At 73.7% G+C, this 15,918-nt stretch carries 14 protein-coding genes; 10 read left to right on the top strand and 4 right to left on the bottom strand.

What is annotated here, in order from left to right; genetic code table 11:
- Positions 1-31 precede the first annotated feature (31 nt).
- From rpmI to K1T35_RS16315, 3 genes are all read right to left on the bottom strand, one after another.
- Positions 32-226: a 50S ribosomal protein L35 gene (rpmI, locus tag K1T35_RS16325; protein ID WP_220260996.1), complete on the bottom strand. Its 195-nt coding sequence runs from the start codon at positions 224-226 to the stop codon at positions 32-34.
- A 75-nt stretch (positions 227-301) separates the two neighbouring features.
- A complete protein-coding gene (gene infC, locus K1T35_RS16320; protein WP_255622600.1) occupies positions 302-886 on the bottom strand; it encodes a translation initiation factor IF-3 in 585 nt (194 codons plus the stop codon).
- A 198-nt stretch (positions 887-1,084) separates the two neighbouring features.
- Complete coding sequence (locus K1T35_RS16315; RefSeq protein WP_220260994.1) at positions 1,085-3,988, bottom strand: BTAD domain-containing putative transcriptional regulator; 2,904 nt, start codon at positions 3,986-3,988, stop codon at positions 1,085-1,087.
- A gap of 99 nt (positions 3,989-4,087) precedes the next feature.
- Here K1T35_RS16315 and K1T35_RS16310 point away from each other — a divergent pair, with 99 nt between their 5' ends.
- From K1T35_RS16310 to K1T35_RS16295, 4 genes are all read left to right on the top strand, one after another.
- Positions 4,088-4,909: a hypothetical protein gene (locus tag K1T35_RS16310; RefSeq protein WP_220260993.1), complete on the top strand. Its 822-nt coding sequence runs from the start codon at positions 4,088-4,090 to the stop codon at positions 4,907-4,909.
- On the top strand, positions 4,906-5,985 hold the full coding sequence (locus K1T35_RS16305) for a bifunctional 2-polyprenyl-6-hydroxyphenol methylase/3-demethylubiquinol 3-O-methyltransferase UbiG (protein WP_220260992.1): 1,080 nt from the start codon (positions 4,906-4,908) through the stop codon (positions 5,983-5,985). Before K1T35_RS16310 ends, K1T35_RS16305 begins: the two co-directional genes overlap by 4 nt.
- A gap of 63 nt (positions 5,986-6,048) precedes the next feature.
- Positions 6,049-7,026: an ATP-binding cassette domain-containing protein gene (locus K1T35_RS16300; RefSeq protein WP_220260991.1), complete on the top strand. Its 978-nt coding sequence runs from the start codon at positions 6,049-6,051 to the stop codon at positions 7,024-7,026.
- The gene (locus tag K1T35_RS16295) at positions 7,023-7,844 is read left to right on the top strand and encodes an ABC transporter permease (RefSeq protein WP_220260990.1); all 822 of its coding nucleotides are present in this window, start codon (positions 7,023-7,025) and stop codon (positions 7,842-7,844) included. The genes K1T35_RS16300 and K1T35_RS16295 overlap by 4 nt, the downstream gene beginning before the upstream one ends.
- On the opposite strand, the gene K1T35_RS16290 is transcribed toward K1T35_RS16295, so the two are convergent.
- Positions 7,826-10,951 carry a BTAD domain-containing putative transcriptional regulator gene (locus K1T35_RS16290; RefSeq protein WP_220260989.1) on the bottom strand — a complete coding sequence of 1,042 codons (3,126 nt, stop codon included), beginning with the start codon at positions 10,949-10,951 and terminating at the stop codon, positions 7,826-7,828. The two genes, K1T35_RS16295 and K1T35_RS16290, sit on opposite strands and share 19 nt — an antisense overlap.
- Positions 10,952-11,030: 79 nt before the next feature.
- Here K1T35_RS16290 and K1T35_RS16285 point away from each other — a divergent pair, with 79 nt between their 5' ends.
- Genes K1T35_RS16285 through K1T35_RS16260 form a run of 6 tightly spaced genes read left to right on the top strand, consistent with a single transcriptional unit; the run spans position 11,031 to position 15,895 of the window.
- Positions 11,031-11,582 (top strand): hypothetical protein, encoded by a 552-nt coding sequence (locus K1T35_RS16285; RefSeq protein ID WP_220260988.1) that lies wholly within the window; start codon positions 11,031-11,033, stop codon positions 11,580-11,582.
- A 45-nt stretch (positions 11,583-11,627) separates the two neighbouring features.
- A complete protein-coding gene (locus K1T35_RS16280) occupies positions 11,628-12,488 on the top strand; it encodes a DUF4097 family beta strand repeat-containing protein (RefSeq protein WP_220260987.1) in 861 nt (286 codons plus the stop codon).
- 11 nt (positions 12,489-12,499) lie between these two features.
- A complete protein-coding gene (locus K1T35_RS16275) occupies positions 12,500-13,447 on the top strand; it encodes an ATP-binding cassette domain-containing protein (RefSeq protein WP_220260986.1) in 948 nt (315 codons plus the stop codon).
- A complete protein-coding gene (locus K1T35_RS16270; RefSeq protein ID WP_220260985.1) occupies positions 13,444-14,214 on the top strand; it encodes an ABC transporter permease in 771 nt (256 codons plus the stop codon). Before K1T35_RS16275 ends, K1T35_RS16270 begins: the two co-directional genes overlap by 4 nt.
- Positions 14,215-14,227: 13 nt before the next feature.
- Complete coding sequence (locus K1T35_RS16265; RefSeq protein ID WP_220260984.1) at positions 14,228-15,424, top strand: cytochrome P450; 1,197 nt, start codon at positions 14,228-14,230, stop codon at positions 15,422-15,424.
- Positions 15,425-15,466: 42 nt separating this feature from the next.
- Positions 15,467-15,895: a MerR family transcriptional regulator gene (locus tag K1T35_RS16260; RefSeq protein ID WP_220260983.1), complete on the top strand. Its 429-nt coding sequence runs from the start codon at positions 15,467-15,469 to the stop codon at positions 15,893-15,895.
- Positions 15,896-15,918 lie beyond the last annotated feature (23 nt).

Raw genomic sequence — 15,918 nt, 5'->3', positions numbered from 1 at the left:
ACCGGTCAGGCGGGAGGGGAGATCGCGTCCGTCAGCGGCCGAGCATCTTCTTGACGCGCTTGACGTCGGCCTTGTTCACCGGCACGACGCCGGACAGGTCGCGTGTCTCCTTGCTCGACTTGACCTCGAGGCGGTGCCGCAGGCCGGTCTGCTGGCGCAGCAGCTTGCCCCGGCCGGTGATCTTGACCCGCTTGGCGATCCCGCTGTGCGTCTTGTTCTTGGGCATGACAGTTCCGTTCACCGTTGACGCCCACTGGGGCAGGGACGTCGAGCTTGTCGTACCGGGCGTTCCGTGGAGCCGTCAGCTCTCCGGCGCGTCCGCCGGCCCTGCGGGGGCCGTGGCACGCGGGCGAGCTGCCGGCTTCTTGTTCGGAGCGATCACCATCGTCATGTTCCGCCCGTCCTGCTTGGGCGCGGCCTCGACCGTACCGAGGTCGGCGATGTCCTCAGCCAACCGCTGCAGCAGCCGGAACCCGAGCTCGGGCCGGGACTGCTCGCGGCCGCGGAACATGATCGTGACCTTGACCTTGTTGCCGCCTTCGAGGAAGCGCCGTACGTGCCCGCGCTTCGTCTCGTAGTCGTGCTTGTCGATCTTCGGCCGGAGCTTCTGCTCCTTGATCGTGGTGAGCTGCTGGTTGCGGCGGGACTCCCTGGCCTTCTGCGCGCTCTCGTACTTGAACTTCCCGTAGTCCATGAGCTTGCAGACCGGCGGGCGGGCCTGGGCCGCGACCTCGACGAGGTCGAGCTCGGCCTCCTGCGCGAGCCGCAGGGCGTCCTCGATGCGCACGATGCCGACCTGCTCCCCGTTCGGCCCGACCAGGCGGACCTCGGGAACGCGGATGCGGTCGTTGATGCGCGTCTCTGTGCTGATGGGGTCTCCTCGTATCGACGTCGTGGGGTGCGACGGAGCGAAGACCCGTTGGTCGGGCCGACGAACCGTACGGCTCGCCGGCGGACCGGACCCGGACACCCTGGGGGTGGCGGGTGGGAGCGGGGCTCCGCTTTGTCGCCCTGACGCGCACCACAACGCGCGACAGGGTGGTCGCATTCCGGAGGGTACCAGGTGCGTCCTCCGGTGCCGCGCTCAGACCCGGCCGCCTGCCAAAGACCGGGCGAGCGCGAGTGCGCCGGTGTCGCCGAGTGCGGCTCCATGGGCGACGAGACGCTCGAACTCGGGTCCGAGTGCGGCGGCAGCGGCGTCCACGACGGTGCGCACGCGTGTCGAGTCGGCACCGTACGCGGTCGTGGCGCGCGGGCTCGCCCGCATGGCGCCCAGCAGAACGGCGGCGTCACGATGGTGACCGAGCCGGGACAGCGCCTCCGCGATCGCCCGCACGGCGATCCACAGCTGGGTCCACGACCCCATGCCGAGCCAGATGTCGAGCAGCGGCCCGAACCGGGCGAGGGCTTCTGCGGGATCGCCCACCCGCGCGGCCGTGGTGAGCAGGGTGTGCCGCGCGACCCCGGCGAGGAACGCCGCGTCGACCTCCTCGGCGAGCACGACGGCGCGCTCCAGGAAGGGTGCGGCATCCGGGTCCCCGATCTCCGCGCGCCGCTCCCCCGCCGCGTAGGCCGCCCACCCGCGGGCGACCGAGGAACCCATCCGCTCCGCGAGCGCGGTGGTCTCCGTCTCGTAGGCGGCGGCGAGCGGGTCCTGACCTGCATATGCCGTGATGATGACCAGGTCGGTCAGCGCCATCATCAGCGTCGTGTCATCGCCGGCCGCCCGGGACAGGTCCGCGGCGCGGCGGCAATGCTCCGCCGCGGGCTCCAACTCGCCGCGGAACATCGCGGTGTTGCCGAGTCCCTCGTACGCCTCACGGGCGAGCAGAGGGTCGCCCAGCCGCTCCGCGAGAGCGAGTGCACGCAGGCAGCGTCGCTCGGCGCCCTCGACGTCGCCTCGCTGCCATCGCGGAGAGGCGGACAGGCCGAGCAACCGGGGCAGCAGCGGGTGCAACGCGACCTGCTCGTCGGCCGCCGGATCGTCGGCGTCGGGATCGCAGCCCGCCGTACGGAGAGCATCGTCTGCCATCCGCACGAGGTCTCCCCGAGCCTGCTGGATGCCCAGCTCGGCGCAGACGACCCCGAGCCGCAACACATCTTCCAGTGGGCCGTGCGTGCACAGCCACGCGTGAGCCCGCCGGATGTCCGCGAGGTGCGCGGTGAGACGGTGGACGGCGGCCGGCTCGTCGGCCCGCGACCGCGCGGCCGCAGCGTCAGCGGCGAGCCCGAGTGCCCATGCGGCGTGGCGGGCGCGCAGCTGCGCCGCCGCCGGGTCGGACGCCAGCCGTTCGCGGCCGAACGCCCGCAGCGTGTCGAACATGCCGAAGCGCGTGCCATGGCGGACGACGAGCGACCGCTCCACGAGTTCGGGCAGCGCTGCAGCGTCACCACACACCGCGACGACCGCATCCCGCTCCACCGCTCCCGCGAACACTCCGAGCTTGACGAACAACGCCCGCTGCTCGTCGTCCAGCAAGCCGTAGGACCATGCGACGACGTCGCGCAGCGACCTGTGCCGTTGTGCTGCCGTGCGGCGGCCGGGCCCGAGCGAGTCGAGCGGCGCGTCGAGCGCGTCGAGCAGCCCGGCAAGGCCGAGCGCGGGCACCCTGGCCGCGGCGAGCTCCAGCGCCAGCGGCAGCCCGTCGAGCCGGGCGCAGACCAGCTCGACGAGCCCGGCGTCGGCCGATGCCGCCCCGCCGGCAGCGGCGATCCGATCGGCCAGCAGCTCAGCGGCCGGTGCCGGCGGCAGCGGCTCGACTCCGAACAGCTGCTCGCCGTCCACGCGCAGCGCCTCCCGGCTCGTGGCAAGGACGTCCACGCCCGGCGCGCCCACCACCACGGCCTCGACCAGTGCGGCCACGGCGTCGAGGACGTGCTCGCAGTTGTCGATGACGAGCAACTGCCTGCGCACGGCGAGCACCTCCACGATGCGGTCGAGGAGGCGGCCCGAGCCGGGGTCGGACAGCCGCAGCGCGGCGCCCACCGCGCCGACCACCGCCTCGGAACGGACCGCGCCGAGCTCCACGACGAGGGCGCCGTCGGGATACCGGTCGGCGACGGCGGCCGCTACGTGGCGGGCCAGCCGGGTCTTGCCGACCCCACCTGGGCCGCGGAGGGTGACGATCCGGCGCGCGTCCAGCAACTCGGCGGCGCGGGCCACGTCGGCGTCGCGTCCGACGAACGAGCTGACCGGGACGGCCGGCGATGCCGGCCTCGGCGGGCCCGGCACCGGCGCGGCCGGTTCCCGGCGCAGCACCCGCTCGTGCAGGGCGCGCAGCTCAGGGGACGGATCGAGGCCCAGCTGCTCGGCCAGTTCCCGGCGCAGCCCTGCGTACGCCCGAAGCGAATCCGCGGGCCGGCCGGTCGCGACCAGTGCGCGCATCAGGACGGCCACGGCGCCCTCCCGGAGGGGGTCGGCCGCCACCAGCGCTTCCGCCACCGCGACCGCGGCGCCCGCACGGCCAGCGGCGAGCAGCGCCTCCGCCCGCTGCTCGACGGCGGCGGCACGAAGTCCCGAGAGCCGTGCGACCTCGGGCTCGGCGGCCGGATCGTCGAGATCGGCGAACGGACGGCCGCGCCACAGGGCGAGCGCCGCGTCCAGCTCGGCGAGCCGTGCGACGGGGTCCGGCTCCTCCGCGGCGCGGGTGAGGTGCGCGGCGAACCGGCGCGAGTCGAGGTCGCCCGCGGCGATCACCAGCCGGTAGCTCCGCGCCCCGGTCTCGATCATGACCGGGGCGGGCAGCAGCCTGCGCAGGCGCGCGACGTTGGTCTGCAGGGCGGCGTCCGGGTCGGCAGGCCGCTCGTCGCCCCACACGAGCTCGGCGAGGGCTCCGCACCCGACCTCCACCCCCATGTGCAGGGCGAGCGCCGCGAGCAGCCGTCGTTGCCGGCCGCTGGTGAGCGGGATCCGGTCGCCGTCCGGGCTATGCAGGAGCAGCGGTCCGAGCACGCCGAGAGCGATATCTGCGCTGCTCGCGGCCCCCATGCCGCGATTGTGCTGCCGGCCGGGCGTCGGCGATAGCAGTGCTCGTCGTGAAAGCCATGTGACAGCGGTCCGACAGGCGGCGTTCCTAGCGTCGCCGTCATGACCAGTACGCCCGCAGTGGAGCACCTCACCGACGGCTGGGAGCGCGCGACGCCGCATGCCGACTCGCTCTGCCGGACCTTCGTGTACCACTGGGCCGAGCAGAACGTGGCGTTCGCGGCGGCAGCGGGCGGGATCGTCGCGCGTACCGACCGGTTCGTCGTGGCCGACCATGGCCACGAGACCGGCTTCTTCAACGCCGTCGTCCTGCTCGCCCCGCCGCGGGACTGGGACGCGCTGCTCGACGAGCTCGACCCGTACCTGGCCGGTGGCACCGGCAACCTCATGCTGTGGAGCCTCTGGCCGACGCCCGACCTGCGCGGGCGCGGCTGGTCGTTGATGGGCCACCCGCCGCTCCTACTGCGCCCACCCGCCGACATGGCGCCGGTCCCGCCGCCCGCACCCGAGCCGCACGTCGTCCGCACCGCGCCAGAGCTGGCGGTGTGGGAGGACGTCGCGGTCGAGGCCTACCCGCTGCCGGCGCAGCGCGGCGGTCCGGCTCTGCTCGACACGGCACTGCTCGTCGACGACCGGCTGACGTTCCGGATCTCGCACGACGACGCAGGCCACCCGGTGTCGGTGTCCGCGCACCTCGTCGAGCACGGGCTGGCGAGCCTGGCGTTCGGCGCCACCCTCCCGGCCGCGCGCGGCCGCGGCCACTGGGCGCGGCATGCCAGGGCGCGGCTTCGGGCGCGGCCCGACTTGTGGCACTCCGGGATCTTCTCCGACTTCAGCCGTCCCCTTGCCGAGGCCATCGGGTTCGTCCCGATCGTCCGGTTCGCCTTGTGGTTCCACCCCCGACCCGTTGAGGAGCAGTCATGACCACCACCGAGACTTCGCCCACCGCGACCGCGGAGGAGTTCGGCGAGCGGCTCTTCGGTGCCGTGCTCGGCGCCCAGCTCGTCCAGGCCGCCTACCTGGGCGACCGCCTCGGCTACTACCGCGTCCTCGCCGCCGAGCCCATGACCGCGCCGGAGCTCGCCGCGCGCACCGGCACCGCGGAGCGCTACGCCCGCGAGTGGCTGGAGCACCAGGCCGTGGCCGGGGTGCTCACGGTCGACGACCCGGCCGCCGCACCGGCCGAGCGGCGTTTCCGGCTCCCGGCCGGGCACGCCGAGGTGCTCACCGACGTGCTGAGCCCGAACCACGTCCTGCCGCTGGCCCGGATGGTGGGCGGCCTCGGGCAGCACCTCGACGCGCTCGTCGGCGCCTACCGGTCGGGCGGCGGCGTGTCATGGGCGCAGTTCGGCGCCGACGCCCGCGAGGGCCAGGCGGCGGCCAACCGGCCGCTGTTCCTCGGCGCGCTGCCGCGCGAGTACCTGCCGTCCGTCCCCGAGATCCGCGCCGTGCTGGAGCGCGGCGGGCGGATCGCCGACGTCGGCTGCGGGTACGGCTGGTCGTCGATCGGCATCGCGCTCGCTCATCCCGGCGTGACCGTCGACGGCTACGACGTCGACGGTCCGTCCATCGACATAGCCCGGCAGAACGCGGTCGAGGCCGGGGTCTCCGACCGGGTGCGGTTCCACTGCGCGGACGCCGCCACAGCAGAGGGTCGCTTCGACCTGGTGGCCGCGTTCGAGTGCGTCCACGACATGTCCGACCCCGTCCCGGTGCTCGCGACGATGCGCCGGATCGCCGCATCCGACGGAGTCGTGCTCGTCGTCGACGAGCGGGTGGCGGAGACGTTCACCGCGCCCGGCGACGAGGTCGAGCAGCTCATGTACGGCTGGAGCATCACCTGCTGCCTGCCGGACGGGCTCGCGCACCCCGGCTCCGTCGGCACCGGCACGGTGATGCGGCCGGACATCCTGCGCCGCTACGCGCGCGACGCCGGTTTCACCGACATCGAGGTGCTGCCGGTGGACGACATGTTCTTCCGCTTCTACCGCCTCCGGTGAGTGCGCCGGCGCTGTCAGCGGAATATCAACGCGCTGTCAGCGCCGGCAAGCAGCCTCGCAGGCATGAACCACGTCATCCAGGCCGAGAGCCTGGTGAAGAACTTCAAGGAGACCACGGCGCTCGCCGGCGTCGACTTCGCCGCCCGCCGCGGCACCGTGCTCGGCCTGCTCGGCCCGAACGGCTCGGGCAAGACCACGTCGGTGCGCGTGCTCACCACCCTGCTGCGCCCCGACGGCGGGCACGCCCGCATCCTCGGGCACGACGTCGTGCGGGACGCCCCGACCGTACGCAGGCTGATCGGCGTCACCGGGCAATACGCCGCCGTCGACGACACGCTGACCGGCACCGACAACCTCGTGCTCGTCGCCCGGCTGCTCGACCTCCCCCGTCGCGAGGCGCGGGCGAGGGCGGCCGATCTGATCGAGCGGTTCGGGCTCACCGAAGCGGCCGGGCGGCGCGTGCGCACCTACTCGGGCGGCATGCGGCGCAGGCTCGACCTCGCGGTGAGCCTCGTCGGCCGGCCGGAGGTGCTGTTCCTCGACGAGCCGACCACCGGGCTCGACCCCCGCCACCGCGGCGAGGTGTGGGACGCCGTGCGCGCGCTCGTCGCCGACGGCGTCACGGTGCTGCTCACCACCCAGTACCTCGAGGAGGCCGACCAGCTCGCCGACGACCTCGTCGTGCTCGACCGCGGCCGGGTGATCGCCGCCGGTACCCCGGCCACGCTGAAGGCGGAGGTCGGCGGGCAGCGGCTGCACGTGCGACCGCTGCACCGCGAGGACCTGCCGCGCGTCGCGGCGCTGGTCGCCGAGGCGGCACCCGGGATCGAACCGATCGTCGATCCCGCCGGTGAGCTCGTCGTCCCCGGCGCCGGCACCGCCGTCCTGCACCGGCTCGGCGCCCGGATCGACGAGGCCTGGATCCCGGTCGCCGAGCTCGGCCTGCGGCTGCCGAGCCTCGACGACGTCTTCCTGACCCTGACCGGGCGCGCCGCGAGCGCGGACAGCCCGGAGACCGACTCCGACGAGGAGGCCGCGTGACCGCCACGACCGACACCGCACCCCGCACCGCCGCACCCCCTGGACCGGCGGCGCCCCGCGTCCCGTCGGCGCTGCGGCACGGCGCCACACTCGCGTGGCGCGGCATCGTCAAGACGATCCACTCGCCGGAGGCGCTACTGGACGTCACGCTGCAGCCGGTCATCTTCCTGCTGCTGTTCGTCTTCGTCTTCGGCGGCGCGATCTCCGGCGACCCCAGCACGTACCTGCAGTTCGCACTGCCCGGCGTGCTCGTGCAGACGTTCGTGTTCGCATCGGCCGGCACGGGGGTGGCGCTCGCCGACGACCTGAGCACGGGCATCTTCGACCGGTTCCGCAGTCTCCCGATCGCGCGGTCGGCACCCCTGCTGGGCGCGATCGGGGCCGACCTCGTGCGGTACCTGACGTCCGGGCTGATCATGCTCGGGCTCGGCGTGCTACTCGGGTTCCGGTTCAGCACCGACCCGCTCGCGGTGCTCGCCGGGCTCGGCCTGGTGACGGTGTTCGCGTTCGGCCTGTGCTGGGTGTTCACCGCGCTGGCGATGGTCGTACGCCAGCCGCGCTCCGTGCAGGGCCTCAGCGCGCTGATCATGCTTCCCATCACGTTCGGCAGCAACGTGTTCGTCCCGGCCGCCACGATGCCGTCGTGGTTGCGCGGGTTCGTGGAGCTCAACCCGGTGTCGAAGCTGTCCGACGCCGTACGCGGGCTGTTCACCGGAGGGCCGGTGGCCGGGCACGCGACGGCGGCGCTGCTGGCCTCCGCCGTGCTCATCGCGATCTTCGCGCCGCTCGCGGTAGCGCTCTACCAGCGCCGAACCTGAGCCGCCTGCTCGCCGGCGTACGCGACGAGGGCGGCGCGGCCCTCGTCGCGCGCCATCTCGAGACCGCGCCGCACCTCCTCGTCCGCTGCGCGGCCGAGCGCGGCGCGGACGTGGTCGTACGAGGCCAGCACCTCCGGGCTGCCGAGGTCGACGGCCCCGCGCTGTGCTGCGGCGATCCCGAGCAGCCGGGAGGCGCCTGCGGGGTCGCCCTCGGCCAGCGCGAGGGTTGCAGCCACCTCGGCGACGCGCGCGATCACCGGACCGTCCCGCGTCTCCACCGATGCCGCGACGGCCTCCGTGACGCACGCCCGTGCGGCCGCGAGGTCACCCGCCGCCACCTCGATGGCGGCGCTCGCGATGCACAGGCTCGTCCGCCGGTGGGGACGGTCGGTTCCGTCGGTCGCCGCAGCGGCTTCGAGGTGGTGTCGGGCCCGGTCCAGGTCCCCCGCCATCCGCTCGATGTGCGAGAGCGAGATGAGCAACGCTCCGTCGTTGCCGAGCCGGGGCGCGTGCAGATCCAGCGCATCGCGGATCCGGGCGCGGGCCGACCCGAGGTCGCCGCGGCGCGCCTCGAGCATCGCCCGGTTGCTCTCGAACAGCGGCAGGTCGTCGGTGTTGCCCAGATCCGCCGCGAGCGCGATCGACTCGTCGTAGGCACTCGCCGCTGCCTCGTACTCCCCCGCGATGTCCTCCAGCTCGCCGAGGGAGTGCACCACCATGCCCAGCCCGAAGCGGTCGCCGATGAGCCGGAACGCCTCATGGGCGGCGCGCAACAGCTGCCGCTGCTCATCGAGCTCGCCGTCGTTCTCCGCGGCAAGGGCCAGCGTGTTGAACGCGAACCCGCGTACCCACGGATCCTCCGCCTCGGCGGCAAGCCGCCGGATCGGTCCGTCGTCCGAGTCGACGAAGAGCGTGTGGATCGGCCACGTCAGCTGGAGCGTCGGGTGCAGCGGCCGGGGCAGCTCGTCGGCCGACGCCACCGCGGCCGTGACCGCGTCCAGTTCCCCGCTGCCATCGCCCCGGATGGCGCTCTGGAGCGCCTCGTAGGCCCAGTTGAGCGCGCGCACCGACGCCGGCGCTGGCCCATCCATCGGCAGCAGCGCACCGAGCCAGCGCGTCAGGTCCTCGAACAGGCCGCGGATGATCCACGACCATGCCAGCCCCGCCACCAGCCGGTGGCCGCTCGCCGCGTCCGCCGCCGCGACCACGCGCCGCAGCGCGATGTCGAGCTCCTCGGCCTCGGCCCGCAGCCGGGTCAGCCACGGCAGCTGGTCGGCCCCGCGCAGGTGCGGCTCGGCGGCCTCGACGAGCTCGAACAGCACCGCGAGGTGCGCCGCCTCGGCGACGGCACGCTCCCCCGCCTCGTCGAGCCGCTCGCCCGCATACTCGCGGATCGTCTCCAGCATCCGGTAGCGCGTCGGCGCGCCGTCGGGCTGCCGCACGGCGACCACGATCGACTTGTCGACCAGCGACGCGAGCAACCCGAACACGTCCCCGGCCACGGGACGGCCGGCGCAGACCCGCTCCGCCGCATCGGCGGTGGCACCGCCCGCGAACGCCGCGAGCCTGCGGGCGACCGCCCGTTCCGGCTCGCTGAGCAGGTCCCAGCTCCAGTCGACCACGGCCCGCAGGGTCTGGTGCCGCGGAAGTGCGGTGCGTGCACCGGACGTGAGCAGCCGGAACCGGTCGTCGAGGCGCGAGGCGATCTCAGCGGCCGACAGCGTGCGCAGCCTCGCCGCGGCCAGCTCGATCGGCAGCGGCTGGCCGTCGAGCCTGCGGCAGATCTCGGCCACAGCAGGCGCCACGTCCGGGGTGAGGGCGAACCCCGGGCACACGGCCGCGGCGCGGTCGGCGAACAGCCGCATCGCGTCGGTCGTGGTGAGCGCGTCGACGGGGTGAAGCACCTCGCCCACGATGCCGAGCGGCTCCCGGCTGGTGGCCAACACCCGAAGGCCGGTGCAGGCGTGCAGCAGCGACTCGGCTAGTGCGGCCACCGCGTCGACGAGGTGCTCGCAGTTGTCCAGCACCAGCACGATCCGGCGGCCGGTCAGCGCAGCGACGAGCCGTGCGGTGGTGTCCGGCTCGGGAGCCTCGGCGGAGCGGACCACGAGCTCCGGTTCGCCTGCGGCGGCGAGCACCGCGGCCGGGAGCTGGTGGGCGTCGGTCAGCGCGGCGAGCTCGGCCACCCGGTACTCGTCGGCTCTTCCGGCGGCTCTGCTCGCGACCGCCTCCCGTGCCAGCCGCGTCTTGCCCGCGCCGCCGGGGCCGATGAGCGTGACGAGCCGGACGGTGGCGAGCAGGTCGCGGACGCGCACCACGTCGCGCTCGCGTCCGACGAAGCTGGTCAGCGCCGGAACCGGCGATCGCACCGGTCGGCGTGCCGGGGTCGAGGCACCCCGTAGCACCGCGAGCCGGGCGTCCTCGAGCTCCGCCCCCGGGTCGACCCCCAGCTCCTCGGCCAGTCGCCTGCGGGTCCGATCCAGCACGGCGAGCGCATCGGCCTGACGATTCGCGGCGTGCAGGACCCTGGCGAGCACCGCGGCTGTGGTCTCGCGCAGCGGCGTGGCGTCGAGCTGGGCGGTGAGCGCGTCGATCTCCGCGGCCGGCTCGCCGATCAGCAGTGCCAGCCGGGCTCGTTCGTCCACCGCCACGGCCCGCCGCTCGGCGAGGCGGTGTGCCGCGGGCTCCGCGAACGGCAGCTCCCGCACGTCGGCGAGGGCCGGGCCGCGCCAGAGCCCGAGCGCCTGCCCGAGCAGCGCGTGACCGGCGTGGGGGTCGCCCGCCCCGGTCCCGGCGGCGACCAGCTCGCCGAACCGTGCCGCGTCCACCGCGTCCGGCGGCACCGCGAAGCGGTAGCCACCGGCCGCGGTGGCGACGAGGTCGGCACCGACAGCGCGGCGCAGCCGGGACACCAGCGCTTGCAGCGCGTTGGCTGCACTGCCCGGCGGCGCATCCCCCCACAGGTCGTCGACGAGCGTCGGCAGCGCGACCGGGTGCCCGGCATCGAGGGCGAGCCGGGCCAGCAGCCCGCGCACGCGCAGCCCGCCGAGCGGGACGGAAGCGCCGTCCCGCATCGCCTCGACGGCGCCGAGCAGCCCGATCAACACGGCCCCAGTCTGCCCCGGCACCACACTTGGCACCACCTCGCGCTTGACTTGGCACCATGATGGTGCCACTGTGGCACCCATGGACCTGACGCCGCATGTGGAGCGGCTGCGCCACGAGCTCGGGGTCGCCGCTGCCGCAGGCGGCGACGACGCCCAGGCGCTCGCCGAACGGCTCACCGCTCCGCTGGAGTCCGCCGTCCGGCTCGTGCTGCTGGAAGCCCTGTCCGATGCGGCCGACGAGATCACCCGGGAGCTGGCGCCCGGGTCCGTCGAGATGCGGTTGCGCGGGCGGGAACCAGGCTTCGCCGTCGCCCTGCCCCCTGCCGACGACACCGCCCTCGCCACCGACCACGACGCCGCCGGCGCGATGGGGGGTGGCGCCGGCGGCGTCGCACCGCCCGATCTCGGCGGCCCCGGAATCGACGACGGCGCCATGACCCGGATCAACCTGCGGCTGCCCGACTCGCTCAAGTCCCGCGTCGAAGAGGCCGCGGGCCGCGAGCGCATGTCGGTGAACGCGTGGCTGGTCCGCGCGGCCATGGCGGCGCTCACGCCCGACGATCGCGGTGCCGCTCAGCCCACCGGCCGCACCTCACGCGGGGGCCAGAGCCTGACCGGCTGGGTCCGCTAACACGCACTTCTCCATCCACCACTCCTGACAAGGGAGGGCTTTGCCATGCCCACTTTCGCCACCCCGGAACCGATCACCGTCACGCTCAACCTCGTCATCGCCGACGTCCGGCTGCGAGCGGGCGACCGCGCCGACACCGTCGTCACGATCGCGCCGCGCAACCCGTCCGACTCGGACGACGTCGAGGCGGCGGAGCGGATTCGCACCGAGTTCACCGACGGCCGCCTCGAGATCCGCGCCCACCGCTCGTGGCGCAGCCTCAGCCCGTTCCGCACGGGCGGCGCGCTCGACGTCGAGATCGAACTGCCTGCCGGCTCCGACGTGCGCGGCGAGGCGTCGATCGCCGAGGTGCACGCCTCCGGAGAGCTCGGAGCCTGCCGCTTCACGACCTCGGTCGGCGACCTCACCTTCGACCGGACCGGACCCGCAACGCTCTCCACCCACGGCCGGGTGACCGTGGGCCGGATCGGCGGAGCGGCCGAGATCAACTCCGCGGGCGCCGTGCGGATCGGCGAGATCGCCGGCACCACCACGATCAAGAACCTCAACGGCGCCACGGAGGTCGGCACGGTGGGAGGCGGCCTGACCTGCCGGTCCGCCAACGGCGACATCTCCGTCGGCACCGCGCTGGCCGACGTCAAGGCCACGACCTCCAACGGCGAGATCCGCGTCGACGAGATCGTGCGCGGCGACATGTCCCTCGAAACCGCGAACGGCCGCATCGAGATCGGTATCCGCCCCGGCACGGCCGCGCGGCTCGACGTCCGGTCGCGCCTCGGCGTGGTGCGCAACGCCCTCGACGAGGCCGAGGGCCCGGACCGTTCCGACGAGATCGCCACAGTCCGCGCCCGCACGTCACTCGGCGACGTCGTCATCCGGCGCCCCGAGGCACCAGCCACCCGATGAGGAGACCCGACATGTCCCGCCAACCGGCGATCAGCGCGCGCGGCCTGCGCAAGGCGTACGGCCAGACGGTGGTGCTCGACGGCCTCGACCTCGACATCGCGGCCGGCTCGATCTTCGCCCTGCTCGGGCCGAACGGCGCAGGCAAGACCACCATCGTCAACATCCTCGCGACGCTGGTCACCGCTGACGGCGGGAGCGCGCGCGTCGCGGGCCACGACCCGGCCCGCGATCCCGACGCGGTTCGCGCGGCGATCGGCGTGACCGGCCAGTTCTCCGCCGTCGACGGGCTGCTCACCGGCGAGGAGAACCTCCTCCTGATGGCCGACCTGCACCACCTGTCCCGGGCCGACGGCCGGCAGCGGGCCCGTGACCTGCTCGACCGCTTCGACCTGGTCGAGGCGGCCCGCAAGCCCGCTGCCACCTACTCCGGCGGCATGCGCAGGCGTCTCGACCTGGCGATGGGCCTCGTCGGCCGTCCGCGGGTGCTCTTCCTCGACGAGCCGACCACCGGGCTCGACCCGCGCAGCCGCCGCGCGCTCTGGCAGATGATCCGCGAGCTGGCCGCCACCGGCGTCACGGTCCTGCTCACCACCCAGTACCTGGAGGAGGCCGACCAGCTCGCCGACCGGATCGCGGTGCTCGACCACGGCCGGATCGTCGCCTCCGGCACGGCCGACGAGCTCAAGAGCCTCGTACCCGGCGGGCACGTCCGGCTGACCTTCCCCGACGCCGCAGGCTACGACGCGGCCGCGCGGGTGCTGGCCGGTGCCGTCCGCGACGACGCCGCCCTCGCCCTACAGGTGGCCAGCGGCGGCACCGCCCACGAGATCCGCGACCTGCTCGACCAGCTGGACCGTCTCAGCGTCAAGGCCGACCGGCTGTCCGTCCACACCCCCGACCTCGACGACGTGTTCCTCGCCTTCACCGGGCGACCGGCCGCGGAGGTGACTTCCCGATGACCGCGACCCTCGCGTTGCGTGACTGCTCGACGATGCTGCGCCGCCAGCTGCGGCACCTGCAGCGCTACCCCTCGATGACGCTGATGCTCGTCGGGATGCCGGTGATCTTCCTGCTGCTGTTCGTGTACGTCCTCGGCGGCACGCTGGGCGCCGGGCTCGGCGGCGACCGCGGCGACTACGCCACCTACGTCGCCCCAGGGATCCTGCTGATGACCGTGGGCACCGCCGTCAGCGGCACCTCCGTCTCGGTGGCGATGGACATGACCGAGGGCATCATCGCCCGGTTCCGCACGATGGCGATCTTCCGGCCGTCCGTGCTGACGGGGCACGTACTGGGCAGCATGGTCCAGACGATGCTGTCGGTCGCCGTGGTGGCCGGCGTCGCGGTCCTCGTCGGGTTCCGCCCGGTCGCGGGCGTCGGTGGATGGTTGGCCGCCATCGGCGTGATCGCCGCCTTCTCCTTCGCGCTGATCTGGCTCGGCGTCGCGCTCGGCGTGAGCGCGGCGAGCGTCGAGACCGCGAGCAACACCCCCATGCCACTCATGCTGCTGCCCTTCCTCGGCAGCGGGTTCGTCCCGACCGACTCCATGCCGGCCGTGCTGCGCTGGTTCGCCGAGTACCAGCCGTTCACCCCGGTCATCGAGACCGTGCGCGGCCTGCTCATGGGCACGCCGGTCGGCGGCGCCGCCGTCGCGGCCCTCGCGTGGAGCACCGCCATCGCCACGGTCAGCTACGTCTGGGCGATCCGCCGCTACAACCGCATCTGAACGGAGCATCGACATGACAGACACCCTCGTCCCGCGCATCACCACCCTGCCGACGCTCCGCCACCCGGACCGGCCGTTCGACCCGCCGCCTGAGCTGGCCGAGATCCGCGAGCGCCACCCGCTGGTGCGGATGACCTACCCAGACGGCCACGACGGCTGGCTGGCCACCGGCTACGACGCCTGCCGCGCCGTGCTCGCCGACCGCCGATTCAGCTCCCGCTACGAACTCGCGCACCTGCCGATGGAGGGCGCGCCGCCCGAGCTACCGCCGGCCGCCGTCGGTGATCTGACGGGGATCGACGCACCGGAGCACACCCGCCTGCGCCGCCCGCTCGTCGGCTACTTCACGGTGCGCCGCATGCGGGCACTCACCGAACGGGTGGAGGAGATCGCCGCCGAGCACCTCGACGCGATGCAGCGTGACGGGTCTCCGGTAGACCTCGTGACCGCGTTCGCGAGACCGATACCCGCGCTCGTCATCTGCGAGCTGCTCGGCGTGCCCTACGCGGACCGCGACACCTTCCAGCGCCATGTGTTCACGGTGACCAGCCACAGCAGCACGCTCGAGGCGATGGGCGCGGCCATGGGCGCGCTCCACGAATACCTGCTGGGTCTGGTACGAGCCAAGCGCGCCCACCCGGCCGAGGACATCCTCAGCAGCCTGACCGAGACCGACCTGAACGACGACGAGCTCGCGGGCGTCGGCGCCTTCCTGCTCGGAGCTGGCCTCGACACAACGGCGAACATGATCGCCCTCGGAACGTTCGCGCTGCTCTGCCATCCCGACCAGCTCGCGGTGTTGCGGTCGGACCCCGACGTCGTCGAGCCGGCCGTCGAGGAGCTGCTGCGCTATCTGACGGTCGGGCACACCGGCCTTCGCGTGGCGCTCGAGGACGTCGAGGTGGAGGGCCAGGTGATCCGGGCCGGCGAGTCGGTGACGCTCGCGATGGGGGCCGGCAACCGCGACCCGCGCCGGTACTCCGACGCGGACGTCCTCGACCTGCGCCGCGGCGCGCCCGGCCACCTGACGCTCGGCCACGGCATCCACCAGTGCCTCGGCCAGCAGCTGGCCCGCGTCGAGATGCGGGTGGCGTTTCCCGCACTGCTCACCCGGTTCCCGACGCTGCGGCTCGACTGCGAGCCGGCCGAGGTGCCGATGCGCACCGACTCCAACATCTATGGCGTGCACCACCTCCCAGTCGGCTGGTAGAGGCTTGCGTTAGAGCGCGCTCGAAGGCATAGCGTCGTCGCCATGACCGCATCGGTGGACGCCGCCCTCGACCGCCTCCAGCGGCAGGACGCTGCGGTACCCGCCCCGGACGCGACTCTCACCATCGCCGAGATGGCCGAGCGCACCGGCGTCTCCGCCCACACGTTGCGGTACTACGAGCGGATCGGGCTGCTTTCGGTCGCCCGCGATACCGCGGGGTACCGGGTGTACGACGCCCGCAACTACGCCCGCGTGGTGTTCCTCAACCGGCTGCGGATGACCGGGATGTCCATCCGCGATCTGCAGCGCTACATCGCCCTCGTCGCCGAGGGCGAGGCGAGCGTGCCGGAACGGCTGCGGATGATGCTCGCCCACCGCGACGCGGTGCGTACGCAGATCCAGGAGCTCACGTTCGCGCTCGACACGATCGAGTTCAAGATCGCCGCCTACGGCGGGCACGCGCAGCCGTAGCCCACCGCTCGTCTGCCCCATCA

The sequence above is a fragment of the Pseudonocardia sp. DSM 110487 genome (assembly GCF_019468565.1).
Classification (GTDB): domain Bacteria; phylum Actinomycetota; class Actinomycetes; order Mycobacteriales; family Pseudonocardiaceae; genus Pseudonocardia.
Note: the sequence above shows the minus strand (reverse complement) of the source record. Positions and strands in the feature narration are given on the sequence as shown.